The following is a 13,736-nucleotide window of genomic DNA, read 5'->3' as shown; positions in this document are numbered from 1 at the left end:
TCGTCCCGCCCGCAGGCGGCCTGGCCCCTTTGAAAAGGGGCTCCGGCGAAGCCGGTGGGGATTGACCTGCTGGCACTGCTTTTACTTAAAAGCTCAAATAGAAGGTAGTCTGCCGTTGACAATCCCCCGCCTTCGCTTCGCTCAGGCACCCCCTTTGCCAAAGGGGGCGGGCGGCAGCTGCCGCTTTTGCGGTGTTGCATTGGCCCCTACAGAAACTGTCATATTTTGAGGTGTTACCATGTCAGAAAAACAAATCCCAGTCAGAACCGCCCTCATGCCCGCCTACTACAAGGACTTCCACTGCATCATGGGGGCCTGTCAGGACAACTGCTGTGACGACGGCTGGCGGATTGAGTTCAGCAAAAAAGACTATCTGGCCGTTAAACGGGCGGCCCGGAGCGATGAACTGAAGCAGATGGTGGAGCAGAGCTTGGGCCGTCTCAACGAGCGGGCCCACGGCAAGATGTATGCGGAATTTCACCAGAGCGAGGAGGGCCGTTGTGCCTTTCACACCCCGGAAGGCCTCTGCCGCCTCCAACTGGAGTGTGGAGAGGGCGTCCTGCCCAATGTGTGCCGAACCTATCCCCGCGGCACTATCTACACCTCCGCCGCCCTGGAGTACGCCCTCTCCCCCTCCTGCGAGGGGGTGCTGGCCCTGCTTTGGGACTTAAAGGATGGGGTGGATTTTATCGAAGAACCCCTGCCGAAGGAAAAGCACAGAATTTATTGGACAAAGAACCCAATGGAAGCCCGTTTTTCTGTTGTCCGGGCACTATGGATTGACGCTCTCCAGGCCCGTGCTCTGCCCCTATCCCGTCGCTTTCTGTTACTGGGTCTGATGTCCCAACAGCTGATGGGTTTAGATTGGCAGGACGCCTCTACACTGGACCATGCTCTGCTTCAATGGCAAGTGTTACTCCAAAATCCGGATTCACTGGTGAAGAGTTTGGAAAAAATGCCTGGAAACCAGCAGATGTTTATCAGCAACAATGTATACTTACTCTTCAAACTGCTTAAAGCCCTAGGCAGTGAGCTAGTTGCCGAGCTGCTGTCCGCTGCTACCGGAGAAACTTCCCTGGAAGCTCTAAATCTGAGCCGAATATCTGCCAATACAGAATATTATCAAAATTTGGAGAACAAACTGGATGAATTTTTAAACCATTCGGAACATTTTTTGGAAAATCTGATGGTGAGTATAGTTTTCCAGATGGTTCTGCCTAGCTTGGATACACCTCAAGATCTGTGGAAAAGTTATGTAGAGCTCTGCAATCTGTACAGCTTTTACCGCTTTTCCGCAGTCTGCTCCATGGATAAGGAGGTCAGTCGGGCGCGGCTGTTCCACGCCGTGGTCCGGGCCAGCCGCGCTCTGGTTCACGACCAAAGCCAGCGCATCAAGCTCCAGGACGAGCTGTTTAAAAACGACAGCGCAACCCTGGCGCACATGGCCATTCTAGTGGGCGGCTGAAAAAGCGCCTGTTGTCTGTACGGGGCAGACAGCAGGCGCTTTTGCTATATTTTTTGATAGAGGTGCAGGTCAAAGCCCGCCTGACAGGTGAGCTGGTCCAGCATTTCCAGCCTGGCGATGCCCTCCTTGGGGGTCTTCCAGGCGTAGGGGGTCATGCGGAACAGGGCCATAATGTCGCTGTTGTCCTGCAAATTAAGCGTAAAGCGAATTTCCTTTACATCCATCCAGAGAAAACCACTGTATTCCTCCCGCTTCACCGGATTTTCGTAGGGCTTTTCATATAAAACTTCCTTCATCTCCCACAGATGGCGGGCGGCGGGCACCGCGTAGCAGAACAGCCCGTAGGGGCGGAGGACCCGTGCGAACTCCTCCGCCGCCAGGGGGGAGAAGATGTTCACCAGCACGTCCACCGACTGGTCCGGGAGGGGCAGATGATAGGCGGAGGCCACGGCAAATTCTCCCTCCGGGACCCGTTTGGCGGCCCGGCGCAGAGCGGCCCTGGACAGGTCCACGCCGGCGATTTTGGGCTCCTCCTTGCGCAGAGCCTGGAACAGTCCGGCGGTGTACCAGCCCTCGCCGCAGCCGCTGTCCAGCAGGACTGGGTCAGGGAAGTTGACTGCGTATTCCGTGACCGCCAGGCACAGGGCGTCCCGCAGGGGCCGGTAGAAGCCCTTTTCCAAAAAGGCGGACCGGGCGGCCACCATGGCCTTGTCGTCTCCCGGGTCCTTGGAGTGCTTCTGGTTGGCGGGGAGCAGATGGACATATCCGGCGGCGGCCCGGTCGAAGCTGTGGCCGTTGGGGCAGAGCCAGCGGCGCTCCTCCCGCTCCAGAGGGGCGGCGCACAGGGGGCAGCGGAACAGACTTTTCATGGAATTTCACCTCGTCTCTCCATCATATCGGCTGGGCGGAAAAAATACAAGGGCAAATTGAGGAAAAGACTCGAAAAATCCGGCGGACTGTGCTAGAATGGGGAAAACGACCGAGAGGTGACTGATATGAACAAGACCCCGGAGGATATCCGTGCCATTGTGGAGGAGCTGAAGGTGCTCTATCCGGAGGGTATCTGTTCCCTGGAGTACAAAAAGGACTATGAGCTGCTCTTTTCCGTCCGGCTGGCGGCCCAGTGTACCGACGAGCGGGTGAATCAGGTGACCCCCGCCCTCTACGCCCGGTTCCCCACCCTGGAGGCCTTGGCCAACGCCGAGATTTCAGAGGTGGAGGAGTATATTCACTCCACCGGTTTTTTCCGGGCCAAGGCTAGAGATATTGTGCTGGCTTCCCAGATGCTGCTCCGGGACTACGGCGGCAAGGTGCCCGGCACCATGGAAGAACTGTTAAAGCTCCCCGGGGTGGGCCGGAAGACCGCCAATCTGATTCTGGGGGACGTGTACCACACCCCCGGCGTAGTGGTGGCGGACACCCACTGCATTCGGATCACCGGCCTGCTGGGGCTCACTGACGGCTCCAAGGACCCAGCCAAGGTGGAACAGCAGCTGCGAAAGATCCTGCCCCCGGAGGAGTCCAACGACTTCTGCCACCGCATGGTCCTCCACGGCAGGGCGGTGTGTGTCGCCCGGCGGCCCCAGTGTCAGGAGTGTACCCTGCGCCCTTGGTGCGACCACTTTGCGAAAAATGGATAGCTCTATTGATGCCAAAAAACGCCGGAGTTACACTCCGGCGTTTTCTTGTCCTTTTGGCTTGTACTGCTCTTCTCCGGTTTCGATAAACAGGAGAAAGTCGTTGATCTTTTTTTCGCTCCATCCATCGGCCCGCAAACCCAGGAGAAGACGTGCAACTTCCTGCATATTCATTGTAGAATACCTCCTTTTATTTTGATTATAAGTCTATTATACCATAGGGCGCAGGAAATTGGAACACCCTATATTTATCGAAAAACAATAAAAATATATTGACAATCGGTTTTCGCTGTGCTAGGATAGTGCCACAAAGAGGGGGAATTTTCCGTGGAAAAGACTGCTGTTCAGCGTCTGGCAAGGATTTTGCGGCTGATGGTCTGGAGCGTTTTTGCTGTCAATGTGCTCTGTCTTGTGCTGGTGCCGGGATTTGTGGCCTATCGGGCAGAGGGCGGCCCCGCCGAAGCTGCTCAAGTACTGCGGCATGGGCTGGAGCAGTGGCTGAGCGGCCAAGGGGAGCGGAATTTTACCATCGCGCTGACCTTTTTTGCCTCCTGGTGGGCTGTGTGGACTGAGACCGGTCCAGCCCTGCTGACCCTGTTTTTCTGGGTCTGCGGGATATGTACCGCCTCCATTCTCTGGCAGGCCAAGCGGGTATTGGACACCATTCTGGAGGGAAATCCCTTTCAGCGGCGCAATGCTCAGGCGCTGAAACGGGCGGCGGAGTGCTGCTGGGTGATCTCCGGGGCGGCGCTGGTCCGGCTGATTCTCAATTTTCTGTACTGGAGGAGCGACGCGCCTCTGTTTACCTACAACGCTCTGTTTGTCCCCGCCTTCCTCATGGGAGGGCTGCTCTTTCAGGTGATGTCCGCTCTGTTCCGCCAGGCGGCGGAGCTGAAAGAGGACCAGGACCTGACCATTTAGGGGGCAGGCGTATGGCGATTGTGGTTAACTTGGACGTAATGATGGCCAAGCGGAAGATGTCCCTGGGGGAGCTGGCCCAGAAGGTGGACATCACCATGGCGAATCTGTCCATATTGAAGAACAACAAGGCCCGGGCGGTTCGGTTCTCCACGCTGGAGGCCATTTGCAGAGCGCTGGACTGTCAGCCGGGGGACATTTTGGAGTTTGTACCGGACGGGGAGGACGGGACATGAGCGAGCAGTGGAAGTGGTTTTTCAGGACTTTAGGGACGATTGTTCTTCAGGCGGTGCTGATTTTGCTTGCAGTTTTCGTTGGACTGTATATTTTTGCGGGCCTGGTCATCTTCGGAGCGCTGAGCCAGACATGAACAAGGTATTCTGTATCATTCTGGGCCTGTGTTTTGGAGGAATCGTCCTGCTCTGCTGGATGGACAGCACACTGGTAATCGGGCCGGTGGACAGCGGGAGGATGATATGCGGGCTGATGCTGATCTTTGTGCTGACCCTGATTGTCTGGATTGACTGGGCCATAGCCAGGTCCACAAGGGGCTGGGAGCGGGTTGTTGCCCTGACCTTTTCTGTGGCTGTGGAGGTCATTTTTCTGGTGTCGGGGCTCTTTTTATTGGCCCTAGGGGACCGCAACCCCCGGTATGTGGTCCTTCCGGCGCCGGAGGGCAGACCGACCCTGGTAGCGCAGGAGGAGAGCTGGCTCCTGGGAGGCTGGGGGCGGTTTTATTGGCAGAAGCGGCCTTGGCTGCTTCAGGACACTGGCGTGACCTACACCACCGACGACGGCTTCCGTCCCTTTGCCCACGGAAGCTATGAGCTGGAGTGGGGGGAGGACAGCGTCACCGTCCGGTTTGACATCGCCGCGGGCTGGGACAGCCGGACGGTGCCGTATCCCAACGGTTAGGAACAGGAGGAGCTTGTATGGGCTATGGAATGATGAACTTGTGCAGTGTTGCCCTGGGGCTGATTGGATGGACGATCCCCGTTGTTCAGCTGGCGCTGTGCGTGTGTCAAAAAAGGGGACTGGGCCGTCTGGCTTCGGTCCTCAGCTTGGGGGCCTGCGGCGTAGCTATCTGGTTTCAGATTTGCTATGATGAACACTTGGTCAACATCGGGGACTGGTCCGCGCTGATGGACACCATAAAAGCGGTGCGTGTCGTCTCCCTTTTTCTGCTGATTACCACGGTTCTGCTCAATCTGGCACTGGTCTGGGCGGAGGGGCACAGAAAGGAAGGATTTTGATGAAGCGGTTGACGGTTTTTACGATGGCGGCTCTATGTCTGCTGCTCACCGGCTGTTCTGCGGCGGCCTTTTTCCTGTCCGGCTGTGGGGGAGAGGATGCCGACCTGGTGATTGTCAACAGCGGGCGTCAGGCGGTGTGGTCCATTGAGCTGGACTACGGGAGCCAGACCGAGGGCATCCAGAGCGCCCGGGAGCGGCCCCTGATGGAGCAGGGCCAGAGCTACGGCGTGGCCCTGGAGGAGGGGACGGAGACGGTCACGGTGATACTGTCCGGCCGGTGGGGCCGGGAGCTGGCCCGACAGACGGTGGTGTTCAGCGGGGAGCGGCTGTATCTCACCCTAGATGCGGACAGAACCCTGACAGTATCGGAGGAGTGGTACAATGGGTGAATGGATTTTCTGTCTCTTCCTGATTGGCATCCTGGTGCTGGGTGCGATTTGGATTGACTGCCTGCGAAACGGTGAGGGAAGGCGCCGGACCTGCCTGGTTTGGGACACGGGACTGTTTTTCGCTTCGCTGGCACTGTATTTGGGCGGGTCTATCGTACTGCGCTCCTTTGGACTGGCCTGGCGGAGCCTGCCGGAGGCGATTCTGGTTGGAGTGGTGATGGTCAGCTTCTGGGCAGGGCTGGGATTGTCCTGTTCTCTGTGCGAATTGGATGGCCTGACCAAATGGGGGATCATAATTCTTGCCGGTGTGGTGTTCCTGGTGACCCTGTGGCTTGGACTTTTCATCTTTGCCTTTAAGATTTCCGTAGAGGAGCGGGTCATAGAGTACCAGGGGCAGACCTTATTAGAGGAGTACACTGACTTTCCGGATGTGCAGTATGATTATTATGAGTACCACGGCCCTCTGGTGCGGGGCAGGGGAAGGATTTATGTAACTATTGATTAGAGGTGAGGAAGAATGCGTTATTTTGACGTGATTGCTCCTCTGACCCTGACGGTATCGGAGGAGTGGCTCAATGTCTAATTTCACCGGTTTCTCTTTTCCAATGGTGCTGATTGGAGTGTTTATGCTGGGTCTGCTGGGGCTGGGCTGTCTGGTCCGCTGCAAGGGGAAGATCCGGGACAGTCTGGCGCGGACGGCGGCGGTCTTCCTGAGCGCCCTGGCCCTGTATTTTGGAGGTATGATCCTGCTGGGCTTTTTCGGGATGACCTGGCGGAATCTGGCCTCGGCGCTGTTCTTCGGCACGCTACTGGTCAGCGGCTGGGCGGGGGTCGTCCTGACGGTGGCCTGCGTTTTGGATCAGAAGTGGTCCAATATCCCCATTCTGCTGGAGTGGGCTGGCAAGGCGTTGGTCTGTTTCTTGGCCGCCGAGGTTCTGCTTGTGACCCTGTGGATTGGGCCCTTCCTGCTGCTGTTTGGATTTACGGATTCAGAGCGGACTGTGGAGTACCAGGGCCAGACACTTCTGGAGGTAGACGACGGTTTTTTAGACCCTCACTACAGCTATTACGCCTACCATGGCCCTCTGGTGCGGGGGATAGATCGCATCTATGACGGCCCGACCTCCATCTATGGGGACATCGGCTGAGGAGGTAGTTTGTATGAAGAAAAAGGGTTGGATTCTGGTATTGGCCTTTGCAGCGGGGGCGATACTGTTTCTCAACACGCCGGAGCGGCGGACCAAGGGCTATTTCCGCATCCACCAGGAGGAACTGACCCAGGCGGTGTCCCGCTGGCAGAGGGGGGAGGAGCTGAGCTTTGATCCCTGGCTGACAGTGAACATCTGGAGCGGAGAGCATGATATCGTAGAGTATATCGTGGTCAGCCGGGGCATTGTCACCTCCAGCAGCTATTACGGCTTTTTTTACTCCCCGGACGGCGTGCCGGTCTCCTTCCAGAACAGCGGCGAAGAGCTGGAGCGTCTTGGCCAGTATGAGTGGCGCTGGCAGGGCGAGGGGGACAACCGGGGCTATATTGAATTGATTCTGCCCAACTGGTACTACTTTGAGGCCTCTCTGTAAAGTTTCACCTCTTCCCATCATATAGATAGCAAAGCGGAACATTGCTATCCAGTGAGGAGAGGTGATTTTTATGAGACCCCGAAGATTTGCTTTCCTGGAGCGGGCGGCGGAGATGTTCGACCTTCCGGTGGACGCGGTGGCCGGGCTGACCCGGCTGGAGCTGGTGGGCGACGGGGAGCTGCGGGTTGAGAACCACAAGGGGATTCTCGCCTACGGCACCGAGGAGATCCATATCAGCGGCGGCGTCTATCTTATCAAGGTGGCCGGGCAGGAGCTGGAGCTGCGGGCCATGACGGGATTTGAGCTGTTGATTACCGGAAAGATCTCGCAGATCACGTTGGCATAGAGGGGGGGCGCTATGAAAAAGCTGATGAACTATCTCCGGGGGATCGTGGTGGTGCGGGCGGCCGCCCCCTTTCCCGAGCGGCTGATAAACCTGTGTGCCCAGGCCAACATTGACTTCTGGGGGGTTGAGTGGCTGGACGAACACACGCTGCGCTTTGTGACCCGGCGGCGCACCCTGGCTCTGCTGGAGGAGCAGGCGGAGAAGGTGGGGGGAGCGCTGGAGCGGGAGTCCAGCCGGGGCCTGCCCGATGTGTGGGAGCGCTTCCGGACCCGGTATTTTTTCCTGATGGGGCTGGTGTTCGCCCTGTGCGCGGTGAGTTTTCTGTCCCGCTTTGTGCTGACCATCGAGGTCACCGGAAACCAGCGGGTGCCCACCGCCGTCATCCTCAGCCAGCTGCGCCAGCTGGGGGTGCGACCCGGGGTCTACGGCCCGTCGCTGCACCGCAAGGAGCTGGCCCAGGAGGCGCTGCTGGGGCTGGAGGAGCTGTCCTGGATGGGCATCAACCTCCACGGGACCCGGCTGGAGGTCATTGTCCGGGAGACGCTGGAGACGCCAGAGCGGCTGGACGAGTCGGGCTTTTTCGACATTGTGGCCGAGGCGGACGGCGTCATAACCAACCTGGAGCCGGAGCAGGGAGACGCCCGGGTTCAGGACGGGGACGTGGTGGCCAGGGGGGACGTGCTCATTGCGGGGACCGTCACCATGGAGCCGCCCCAGTACAGCGGCCTGCCCTTTCGGTACTACCAGACCCATGCCCGAGGACGGGTATGGGCCAGGACCTGGCGGGAGCTCTCCGCCGAAATCCCGCTGGAGGCGGCGGTGAAGGAGTATACCGGGGAGCAGAAGAGTGTGTGGTCACTGAATTTATTGGGACAGCGGGTGAAAATTTTCGGAAGTACTAGCATTTCCTGGCCCATGTATGATAAAATAACCACAGTGCGCCAGCCGTCCCTGCCCGGAGGGGAAGCACTGCCGCTGTCCTTTCAGAGGGAGACCTTCCAGGCCTATGAGACCAGGCGGGTCCAGGTGGATTCCGCCGCCGCCCAGCAGCTGTTGGAGGAGCGCCTGCTGAACCAGCTGGACGCCCTGATTGGGGAGGACGGACAGGTGGAGACCACAACCTTCTCAGCCCGCGTGGAGGACGGCAGTCTGCAAGTTACACTCACCGCCCAGTGTCTGGAGGAGATTGGGAAAGAACAGCCGGGCGTGGAGCTGCCCGCGGAATCAGACACCCCCTAGGGGCGCACAATTTTGAATGTACCAAGGAGAATTATCAATGACAGAACAGACCATCAGCCTGGAGCGTCTGGAGGAGACCATCAACGTCTTCGGGTCCTTCGACGAGAATATCCGCATCATCGAGCGAGAGATGGGGGTCACGGTGGTGAGCCGGGATTCTATGCTCAAGGTGGCGGGGGAGGACCCGGAGGGGGTCATGTACGCTGTCAAGGCCATTGAGAACCTGATGACTCTGGCCTCCAAGGGGGAGACCATTAACGAGCAGAACGTTCGTTATATTGTCCAGCTGGTGAAGGAGGGCAAGGAGAGCCAGATCGTCCAGCTGGCGGGGGACGTGATCTGCGTCACCGCCAAGGGCAAGCCCATCAAGGCCAAGACCCTGGGGCAGAAGAAGTATGTGGAGGCCATCAAGAACAATGTGGTCACCCTGGGCATCGGCCCTGCCGGCACCGGCAAGACCTACCTGGCCGTAGCCGCCGCCGTGGCTGCCTTCCGGGCCAAAGAGATCAACCGGATCATTCTAACCCGTCCGGCGGTGGAGGCGGGGGAGCGGCTGGGTTTCCTCCCCGGCGATTTGCAGAGCAAGGTGGACCCCTACCTGCGGCCCCTGTACGACGCCCTTTTTGAGATGCTGGGCCCGGAGACCTATCAGAAGTATCTGGAGCGGGGCAACATCGAGGTTGCGCCCCTGGCATACATGCGGGGCCGTACCTTGGATGACTCCTTCATCATCCTGGACGAGGCTCAGAACACCTCCCGGGAGCAGATGAAAATGTTCCTGACCCGTCTGGGCTTCGGCTCCAAGATCGTCATTACCGGTGATATAACCCAGATCGACCTGCCCACCGATAAGGTGTCCGGTCTGCGGGAGGCCATGCGGGTCCTGAAGGGGGTGGAGGATATTGCCATCCTCCGTCTCAACGAGTCTGATGTGGTCCGCCACGCCCTGGTGCAGAAGATTATCAAGGCCTATGAGGTGGACGAGGACCGGCGGAATCCCAAGAAGGACAAGCGTTAAAACAACTCAAAGGAAGCGGAGCCCAATTGGAGCCCCATGCTGATCCCGCTGTAAAAGCACCAGAGGCCGTGGCCCATCACAGGGTCTTTCTTCAAGTGCTCCGGCCAGAATCCGGGATTGGGCCCGGTGACCATGGCGTAGTAGAGAAGTTCTATGATTTTGGGGATTTCGATGTTCATTTGGGTTTCCTCCTATACACAGTTTTCTGTGTGTCAAGAGGTTTTGCTATGTTTTCTAATCGAATACGGATGCTACGCAAAGAACAGAACCTGACCCAAACACAGGCCGCATCTCAAGTAGGGCTTTCCTTTCGGGGATATCAGGACCTTGAATTAGGTGCGGTTCCCCGTGGAGATACTTTGCTGGCGATTGCAGAGTTTTATCAGGTATCTATTGATTGGCTCATGGGCCGAACGGACAAGCGGGAGGTAAACCGTTAATCAAAGCGGCGGCTCCATTGGTATTCAGCAGACCTTTGCGAGGTGTTCCCAAAAATTTTTAACCCAGTGACGGCACACCCGGCCCGAAGCTGCATAGGATGAAACAGCCGGCGACGGTCAGACTAATAGGGAGGGGAGGCGTTTTCATGGGTATCGTGGTGGTACGTTCCCCGAAGTGTCTGCGGGGGCTGCTGCGCAGGATTTTCGGTGTAAAATAGGGCATACATAAGAACTCTCCCACATATAGTGTGAACAAAGCAGAATCGTACCCACAGGGCTCTGCACGGGCCGACACTATGTATAACAAGGGAGAGGACACCATGGAACTGGAATTTGACCGTGATACAATCGTCAGCTATGAGACGGTGGCGCAGGCGACCCTGTGCCAGGAGGAGACCCAGGAGAGCATTGTACCAGACGCCTGCCCGGATATTCTGCGCATTGTGGACGTATGCGGCCAGGCAATGCTCAGCGGCAAGCAGGCCAAGGAGGGGATGGCTCAGGTCACCGGGATGGTGCGGGCCGTCATCCTATACCAACCCGAGGGGGGCGGCGGACTGCGGCGCATCGAGGTAGGGCTGCCCTTTACCTGCCAGCTGGAGGCCCCGGGGCTCACTGAGGCGGGGACAGTGCTGGCCAGCCCTCGCCTGCGCCGCGCAGAGGCCCGGGCGCTGAATCCGAGAAAGGTTCTGCTGCGGGTGGACCTGGCAGTAGATATCACGGCCTGCCAGCCGGTGGAGCGGTCTATCTGCTGCGGCGTGACTCAGCCGGAGGAGCACCACATCTGCCAGCGCCAGCATCCGGGGGAGCACTTCCAGCTGTGTGCTGTTCAGGAGAAGCCCTTCTCCTTTTCCGACCAGGTGCGGCTCCAGACGGGCTCCGGCGAGACGCCAAGTCTGCTGGCCGCCCGGGTCCAGCCGGTTTGTACAGAGAGCAAGCTCATCGGCGCGAAGCTGATTTTTAAGGGCGTGGTGGAGCTGTATCTTCTGCTCCAGGAGCAGGGGGGCGGGCTGTCCGCCAGCCATGAGTCTATGCCCTTCTCTCAGATCATTGAGGTCCCCCAGGCCGGCGAGGAGGGGGACTGTCAGGTGGAGGTAGAGGTTGTCTCCCTGCACTGTGAGCCCGCCCCAGGGGATGAGCGGGAGCTGGAGGTGTCTCTGGAGCTGCTGGCCCAGGCCCAGGTGCGCTGTCACCGGCCTGTGAAGCTCCTTCAGGACCTGTACAGTACCAGCAATCTGATGGAGGTGGACCGGGAGAACCAGCCGCTGTGCCGTCTGGGGGAGCAGTCAGTGCGTCCTCAGGCGGTGCGGGAGCTGCTGGAGACGGGGGAGATGGTCCGCTCTGTGGTGGACGCCCGCCTTGCCCTGGGCCAGGTGAATCAGAGCCGGGAGGGGTCCGAGCTGGTCCTCACGGTGGACGCCTGGGTCACCGTGCTCTATCTGGATGAGAACGAGCTGGTCCAGTGTATCCAGCGGTCTATCCCGGTGTCCTGCCGCCTGGACTGCCTTGAAGGGGTCAAGTGTACCTGCTTCTGCGCCTGCCCCGGGGAGGTTTTCGCCGCCCCCGGCGCCGGTGGAGTGGAGGTGCGTTTTACGGTGGAGTTCCACTGTCTGACCACCGAGACGGTCTCCATTCCGTCTGTGACGGCGGCGCATCTGGGGGAAGTCCGGAGCGCCGGCGAGGAGACACGTCCCTCCATGGTCCTGCGTATGCCCGCCCCCGGGGAGGAGCTGTGGGACATCGCAAAGGCCCACGGCACCACCATCGAGCAGATCCTCCAGGCCAACGAGCTGGAGGAGGAGGCCCTGCCCTTTGGGCGGATGCTCCTCATTCCCAGTACCAGGTAAGCAAACTGCCGTCCCTGAAGAGGGGCGGCAGTTTTTCTTGTCATATTCCACAGCTTATCCCAATAGACTATACAGAAATTACCGGCTCATACAGCCGAAGGAGGAATTGCAGTGGAAGATCGCAAAATCTATGAGGATATTGCGCTCCGTACCGAGGGCGATATCTACATCGGCGTGGTAGGGCCGGTCCGAACGGGGAAATCCACCTTTATCAAGCGCTTTATGGAGACGCTGGTCATCCCCAACATCGAGAACGTCTACCGCCGGGAGCGGGCCCGGGATGAGCTGCCCCAGAGCGGTTCCGGGCGGACCATTATGACGGCGGAGCCCAAGTTTGTCCCCGAGGAGGCGGTGGCGGTCACGGTGGACGGCGGAGCCGCCTTCCAAATGCGGATGATCGACTGCGTGGGCTACATGGTGGACGGCGCGGTAGGCCAACTGGAGGGGGAGAACGAGCGGATGGTAACAACCCCCTGGTTTGAGCACGAGATTCCCATGGCGGAGGCGGCGGAAATCGGGACCCGGAAGGTGATCTCGGAGCACTCCACCATCGGCGTGGTAGTGACCACCGACGGCACCATCACCGATATTCCCCGGGAGGAGTACCTGGAGGCGGAGGAGCGGGTCATCTCCGAGCTGAAGGAGCTGGGTAAGCCCTTTGTGGTCCTGCTCAACTCCGCCACCCCCGATTCAGAGCGGGCCCGGGCCATTCGCTCCGACATTGCCCAGCGGTATGACGTGACCTGTGTGGCGGTGAATTGCCTGGAGCTGGACCAGGAGGAGATTAACGCTATTTTGAAGAGTGTCCTCTATGAGTTTCCGGTGAAGGAGCTGGACCTGTTTCTGCCCCCTTGGGTGGATGCCCTGCCCCAGGAGCACCCCATCAAGGCGGCGCTGTACGGGGCCATTCGGGAGGGGACCGCCCAGCTGCGGCGTATCCGGGACGTGGAGAACGCGGTGGACTCCTTCCGCACCTGCGAGGTGGTCAGCGGGGCCCGCATCTCCGCTATTGACTTGGGGACTGGGGTGTCCGCCGCCATGCTGGAGCTGCCCCGGAGCCTGTTTTATAATACCCTGTCTCAGCAGTCCGGTTTTACCATCGGGGATGACGGCGACCTGATGGCGTTGCTCACCGAGCTGGCCGGTGTGAAGAAGGCCTATGACAAGGTGGCCGATGCTCTGCGTGAGGTGGAGGAGACAGGCTATGGCATTGTGGTGCCGCCCATCGACTCCCTGGTGCTGGAGGAGCCGGAAATTATGAAGCAGGGGGGCCGGTACGGTGTCCGGCTGAAAGCAAGCGCTCCTTCCATACACATGATCCGTGCGGATATTGAAACAGAGGTCTCCCCCATTGTGGGAGGGGAGAAGCAGAGCGAGGACATGATCCACTACCTGCTTCAGGAGTACGAGGGAGATTCCAGCCGCATTTGGGAGGCCAACATCTTTGGAAAGTCTCTCCACGAGCTGGTAAACGAGGACCTGAACTCCAAAATCAACCGGATGCCCGAGGATGCCCGCATTAAGCTGCGGGAGACCCTCCAGCGCATTATCAATGAGGGATCCGGTGGACTGATCTGCATTATCCTGTAAACAAAAGCGGCCT

Annotated in this window: 20 protein-coding genes; 17 read left to right on the top strand and 3 right to left on the bottom strand. The window is 58.9% G+C overall.

Features of this window, described 5'->3' with window-relative positions; translation table 11 throughout:
• Positions 1 to 238 precede the first annotated feature (238 nt).
• Positions 239 to 1,465, top strand: coding sequence for a flagellin lysine-N-methylase (gene fliB, locus D1646_RS00785; RefSeq protein ID WP_160634590.1), 1,227 nt, complete (start codon positions 239 to 241; stop codon positions 1,463 to 1,465).
• 44 nt (positions 1,466 to 1,509) lie between these two features.
• On the opposite strand, the gene D1646_RS00780 is transcribed toward fliB, so the two are convergent.
• On the bottom strand, positions 1,510 to 2,334 hold the full coding sequence (locus D1646_RS00780; protein ID WP_160634589.1) for a putative RNA methyltransferase: 825 nt from the start codon (positions 2,332 to 2,334) through the stop codon (positions 1,510 to 1,512).
• A 126-nt stretch (positions 2,335 to 2,460) separates the two neighbouring features.
• Here D1646_RS00780 and nth point away from each other — a divergent pair, with 126 nt between their 5' ends.
• Positions 2,461 to 3,105 carry an endonuclease III gene (nth, locus tag D1646_RS00775; protein WP_160634588.1) on the top strand — a complete coding sequence of 215 codons (645 nt, stop codon included), beginning with the start codon at positions 2,461 to 2,463 and terminating at the stop codon, positions 3,103 to 3,105.
• Positions 3,106 to 3,132: 27 nt separating this feature from the next.
• On the opposite strand, the gene D1646_RS22580 is transcribed toward nth, so the two are convergent.
• Positions 3,133 to 3,276 carry a hypothetical protein gene (locus D1646_RS22580; protein ID WP_201754496.1) on the bottom strand — a complete coding sequence of 48 codons (144 nt, stop codon included), beginning with the start codon at positions 3,274 to 3,276 and terminating at the stop codon, positions 3,133 to 3,135.
• Between the two features lie 153 nt (positions 3,277 to 3,429).
• On the opposite strand from D1646_RS22580, the gene D1646_RS00770 reads away from it, so the two are divergent.
• The 12 genes from D1646_RS00770 to D1646_RS00715 all read left to right on the top strand — a co-directional run bounded on the left by D1646_RS00770 (position 3,430) and on the right by D1646_RS00715 (position 9,846).
• Positions 3,430 to 4,023 carry a DUF2975 domain-containing protein gene (locus tag D1646_RS00770; RefSeq protein ID WP_160634587.1) on the top strand — a complete coding sequence of 198 codons (594 nt, stop codon included), beginning with the start codon at positions 3,430 to 3,432 and terminating at the stop codon, positions 4,021 to 4,023.
• Between the two features lie 11 nt (positions 4,024 to 4,034).
• Entirely contained in the window at positions 4,035 to 4,256 is a 222-nt protein-coding gene (locus D1646_RS00765) for a helix-turn-helix transcriptional regulator (RefSeq protein ID WP_160634586.1), read from the top strand.
• Positions 4,253 to 4,390: a hypothetical protein gene (locus tag D1646_RS00760; RefSeq protein ID WP_160634585.1), complete on the top strand. Its 138-nt coding sequence runs from the start codon at positions 4,253 to 4,255 to the stop codon at positions 4,388 to 4,390. Before D1646_RS00765 ends, D1646_RS00760 begins: the two co-directional genes overlap by 4 nt.
• Positions 4,387 to 4,935, top strand: a complete 549-nt coding sequence (locus tag D1646_RS00755) for a hypothetical protein (protein ID WP_160634584.1) — start codon at positions 4,387 to 4,389, stop codon at positions 4,933 to 4,935. Before D1646_RS00760 ends, D1646_RS00755 begins: the two co-directional genes overlap by 4 nt.
• A gap of 17 nt (positions 4,936 to 4,952) precedes the next feature.
• Positions 4,953 to 5,273: a hypothetical protein gene (locus tag D1646_RS00750; protein WP_160634583.1), complete on the top strand. Its 321-nt coding sequence runs from the start codon at positions 4,953 to 4,955 to the stop codon at positions 5,271 to 5,273.
• The gene (locus tag D1646_RS00745; protein ID WP_160634582.1) at positions 5,273 to 5,662 is read left to right on the top strand and encodes a hypothetical protein; all 390 of its coding nucleotides are present in this window, start codon (positions 5,273 to 5,275) and stop codon (positions 5,660 to 5,662) included. Before D1646_RS00750 ends, D1646_RS00745 begins: the two co-directional genes overlap by 1 nt.
• Positions 5,655 to 6,167, top strand: a complete 513-nt coding sequence (locus D1646_RS00740; RefSeq protein WP_160634581.1) for a hypothetical protein — start codon at positions 5,655 to 5,657, stop codon at positions 6,165 to 6,167. The genes D1646_RS00745 and D1646_RS00740 overlap by 8 nt, the downstream gene beginning before the upstream one ends.
• Before the next feature lie 70 nt (positions 6,168 to 6,237).
• Positions 6,238 to 6,810: a hypothetical protein gene (locus D1646_RS00735; RefSeq protein WP_160634580.1), complete on the top strand. Its 573-nt coding sequence runs from the start codon at positions 6,238 to 6,240 to the stop codon at positions 6,808 to 6,810.
• Between the two features lie 13 nt (positions 6,811 to 6,823).
• On the top strand, positions 6,824 to 7,243 hold the full coding sequence (locus D1646_RS00730; RefSeq protein ID WP_160634579.1) for a hypothetical protein: 420 nt from the start codon (positions 6,824 to 6,826) through the stop codon (positions 7,241 to 7,243).
• A gap of 70 nt (positions 7,244 to 7,313) precedes the next feature.
• Positions 7,314 to 7,589 carry a YabP/YqfC family sporulation protein gene (locus tag D1646_RS00725; protein WP_160634578.1) on the top strand — a complete coding sequence of 92 codons (276 nt, stop codon included), beginning with the start codon at positions 7,314 to 7,316 and terminating at the stop codon, positions 7,587 to 7,589.
• A 12-nt stretch (positions 7,590 to 7,601) separates the two neighbouring features.
• Positions 7,602 to 8,828, top strand: coding sequence for a sporulation protein YqfD (locus D1646_RS00720; protein WP_160634577.1), 1,227 nt, complete (start codon positions 7,602 to 7,604; stop codon positions 8,826 to 8,828).
• Positions 8,829 to 8,865: 37 nt separating this feature from the next.
• Complete coding sequence (locus D1646_RS00715; RefSeq protein ID WP_160634576.1) at positions 8,866 to 9,846, top strand: PhoH family protein; 981 nt, start codon at positions 8,866 to 8,868, stop codon at positions 9,844 to 9,846.
• Here the strand turns inward: D1646_RS00715 and D1646_RS00710 are convergent.
• On the bottom strand, positions 9,843 to 10,025 hold the full coding sequence (locus D1646_RS00710; RefSeq protein ID WP_160634575.1) for a hypothetical protein: 183 nt from the start codon (positions 10,023 to 10,025) through the stop codon (positions 9,843 to 9,845). The genes D1646_RS00715 and D1646_RS00710 overlap by 4 nt on opposite strands.
• A gap of 48 nt (positions 10,026 to 10,073) precedes the next feature.
• On the opposite strand from D1646_RS00710, the gene D1646_RS00705 reads away from it, so the two are divergent.
• The 3 genes from D1646_RS00705 to spoIVA all read left to right on the top strand — a co-directional run bounded on the left by D1646_RS00705 (position 10,074) and on the right by spoIVA (position 13,723).
• Positions 10,074 to 10,286: a helix-turn-helix transcriptional regulator gene (locus D1646_RS00705; protein WP_160634574.1), complete on the top strand. Its 213-nt coding sequence runs from the start codon at positions 10,074 to 10,076 to the stop codon at positions 10,284 to 10,286.
• A 320-nt stretch (positions 10,287 to 10,606) separates the two neighbouring features.
• Entirely contained in the window at positions 10,607 to 12,133 is a 1,527-nt protein-coding gene (locus tag D1646_RS00700) for an SPOCS domain-containing protein (RefSeq protein ID WP_160634573.1), read from the top strand.
• 111 nt (positions 12,134 to 12,244) lie between these two features.
• Positions 12,245 to 13,723 (top strand): stage IV sporulation protein A, encoded by a 1,479-nt coding sequence (gene spoIVA / locus D1646_RS00695; RefSeq protein ID WP_160634572.1) that lies wholly within the window; start codon positions 12,245 to 12,247, stop codon positions 13,721 to 13,723.
• Positions 13,724 to 13,736 lie beyond the last annotated feature (13 nt).

Origin of the sequence: Pseudoflavonifractor sp. 60, from assembly GCF_009911645.1 — a bacterium.
Classification (GTDB): domain Bacteria; phylum Bacillota; class Clostridia; order Oscillospirales; family Oscillospiraceae; genus Lawsonibacter.
The sequence above is the reverse complement of the archived record's forward strand: the minus strand, read 5'-3'. Positions and strand labels throughout refer to the sequence as shown.